This is a genomic window from Novosphingobium gossypii, assembly GCF_050433305.1.
GTDB classification, from domain to species: domain Bacteria; phylum Pseudomonadota; class Alphaproteobacteria; order Sphingomonadales; family Sphingomonadaceae; genus Novosphingobium; species Novosphingobium gossypii.
Genome location: NZ_JBNPXM010000025.1, coordinates 2,483 through 5,676, shown reverse-complemented (window position 1 = coordinate 5,676; position 3,194 = coordinate 2,483). Strand labels below are relative to the sequence as shown.

General features: G+C 53.1%; 2 rRNA genes. Both read right to left on the bottom strand.

What is annotated here, in order from left to right:
- Nucleotides 1-103 precede the first annotated feature (103 nt).
- Nucleotides 104-218 (bottom strand): 5S ribosomal RNA (gene rrf / locus GGR40_RS22055).
- A gap of 145 nt (nucleotides 219-363) precedes the next feature.
- Nucleotides 364-3,156 (bottom strand): 23S ribosomal RNA (locus GGR40_RS22050).
- Nucleotides 3,157-3,194: the final 38 nt, after the last annotated feature.

Sequence of the window (3,194 nt, the reverse complement as noted above, 5' to 3'; positions counted from 1 at the left end):
TTTGCGTCTTGGTTGTAGACGCAAAAAGGGCCCGATTGGGCCCTTTATGTATTTTGTCATTGTGATGGGTTTTTTCAGCGATACGCACTGCGTCGGCTTCAATGCCTGGCGACGTCCTACTCTTCCGGGGCTTGAGCCACAGTACCATTGGCGCTGTCAGGTTTCACGGCCGAGTTCGAGATGGGATCGGGTGGGTCACTGACGCTATGGTCACCAAGCAATGGAGCCGACGCGTTTTGTATCGTTGTTTTTTAATCGATGTATGCCCGTGCTTGTGCAGATTTGTGTTTCTGGCTGGTTGATCGTCCGCCATTGCAGACAGTCCGTTGCCGATTGGCAGGATTGTCATTGATGGTGGGATTCATCAAGCATGATCAGAGTTATTAGGACCGGTTAGCTCCATGGATTACTCCACTTCCACACCCGGCCTATCAACGTGATGGTCTATCACGACTCGAAGATACCTAATCTTGAGGGAGGCTTCCCGCTTAGATGCTTTCAGCGGTTATCCCGTCCATGCATAGCTACCCTGCTGCGCTCCTGGCGGAACGACAGGTACACCAGAGGCATGTTCATCCCGGTCCTCTCGTACTAGGGACAACTCCTCTCAAGTATCGACGCCCACGGCAGATAGGGACCAAACTGTCTCGCGACGTTCTGAACCCAGCTCACGTACCACTTTAATTGGCGAACAGCCAAACCCTTGGGACCTGCTCCAGCCCCAGGATGTGATGAGCCGACATCGAGGTGCCAAACGATTCCGTCGATATGAGCTCTTGGGAATCATCAGCCTGTTATCCCCGGCGTACCTTTTATCCGTTGAGCGATGGCCCTTCCACGAGGGACCACCGGATCACTATGACCGACTTTCGTCTCTGCTCGATTCGTCAATCTCGCAGTCAGGCAGGCTTATGCCATTGCACTCTTGCAGCCGGTTTCCAACCGGCCTGAGCCTACCATCGCGCGCCTCCGTTACTCTTTAGGAGGCGACCGCCCCAGTCAAACTACCCGCCACAGAGGGTCCCCGAACCGGATAACGGTCCTGGGTTAGACATCAGAACATAACAGGGTGGTATTTCACCTATGGCTCCACACCAGCTGGCGCCGGTGCTTCAAAGCCTCCCACCTATGCTACACAATTCTATCCTAATGCCACTCTGAAGCTGCAGTAAAGGTGCACGGGGTCTTTCCGTCTAACCGCGGGTACTCCGCATCTTCACGGAGAATTCAATTTCGCTGAGCATATCCTGGAGACAGTGGGGAAGTCGTTACGCCATTCGTGCAGGTCGGAACTTACCCGACAAGGAATTTCGCTACCTTAGGACCGTTATAGTTACGGCCGCCGTTTACCGGGGCTTCAATTCGGAGCTTGCACTCCTCCTCTTAACCTTCCGGCACCGGGCAGGCGTCAGACCCTATACGTCGTCTTGAAGCCGACTTAGCAGAGTCCTGTGTTTTTGCTAAACAGTCGCTACCCCCTGGCCTGTGCCCCCCACATCTGCTTGCGCAAACATGGGGCCTCCTTCTTCCGAAGGTACGGAGGCAATTTGCCGAGTTCCTTCAGGATACTTCTCTCAAGCGCCTTGGTATACTCTACCTGACCACCTGTGTCGGTTTCGGGTACGGTCTATACGGTGGGGCTATTTCCTGGAACCACGTGAAAGCACACCCAATCCAATAAGGGTGTACAATGTAAGTGATCCGTCACACACCACCAGGCCCACGAATATTAACGTGGTTCCCATCGACTACCCCCTTCGGGCTCGTCTTAGGGGCCGGCTCACCCTGCTCAGATTAGCTTTAAGCAGGAACCCTTGGTCTTTCGGCGAGAGGGCATCTCACCCTCTTTGTCGCTACTCATGTCAGCATTCGCACTTCCGATACGTCCACGACCCATTACCAGATCGCTTCACTCGCTTACGGAACGCTCCGCTACCGCGTGATCTAAAAGATCACACCCTAAGCTTCGGTGCATCACTTTAGCCCCGTTACATTTTCGCCGCAGGAACCCTTGTTTAGACCAGTGAGCTGTTACGCTTTCTTTAAAGGATGGCTGCTTCTAAGCCAACCTCCTGGTTGTTTTGGGATTCCCACATGCTTTCCCACTTAGTGATGACTTGGGGACCTTAGCTGTAGGTTAGGGCTGTTTCCCTTTTGACGACGGACCTTAGCACCCGCCGTCTGTCTGCCGGACTAGACTCGTTGGTATTCGGAGTTTGGTTAGTATTGGTAGATCTCGCGACCCCCGCAACCATCCAGTGCTCTACCCCCAACGGCAATCATCCGACGCTCTACCTCAATAGATTTCGCGGAGAACCAGCTATTTCCCGGCTTGATTGGCCTTTCACCCCTAAACACAACTCATCCGAGAATTTTTCAACATTCAACGGTTCGGTCCTCCAGTGCGTGTTACCGCACCTTCAACCTGGTCATGCCTAGATCGCCGGGTTTCGGGTCTAATACACCATACTCTGTCGCCCTGTTCAGACTCGCTTTCGCTGCGCCTACACCTAACGGCTTAAGCTTGCATGGTACATTAAGTCACTGACCCATTATGCAAGAGGTACGCTGTCACCCCCTAAAGAGGCTCCAACTGCTTGTAAGCATCCGGTTTCAGGTACTGTTTCACTCCCCTCATCGGGGTGCTTTTCACCTTTCCCTCACGGTACTGTGTTCGCTATCGGTCATGTACGAGTATTTAGGCTTGGAGGGTGGTCCCCCCATGTTCAGACAGGATTTCACGTGTCCCGCCCTACTCGAGTCTTGCATCCTCATTTTCGCATACGGGGCTGTCACCCGCTATGGCCACTCTTTCCAAAGTGTTCTGCTAATTTAGATGCAAGCACTGGCCTGGTCCGCGTTCGCTCGCCACTACTAACGGAATCTCGGTTGATGTCTTTTCCTCCGGGTACTTAGATGTTTCAGTTCCCCGGGTTCGCTTCACCAAGTCTATGTATTCAACTTGGGATACCTTATCCACCTCACTCACTGTCCGATCACTCGAACAACGAGAGAAATGGTGAAGGTGGGTTTCCCCATTCGGAAATCGTCGGATCAAAGTTTGCTCACAACTCCCCGACGCTTATCGCAGCGTGCCACGTCCTTCATCGCCTGTACATGCCAAGGCATCCACCAGATGCTCTTACCTCACGCTTGAGAATCCACACCATCAATGACAACCCTGCATAAAGGTT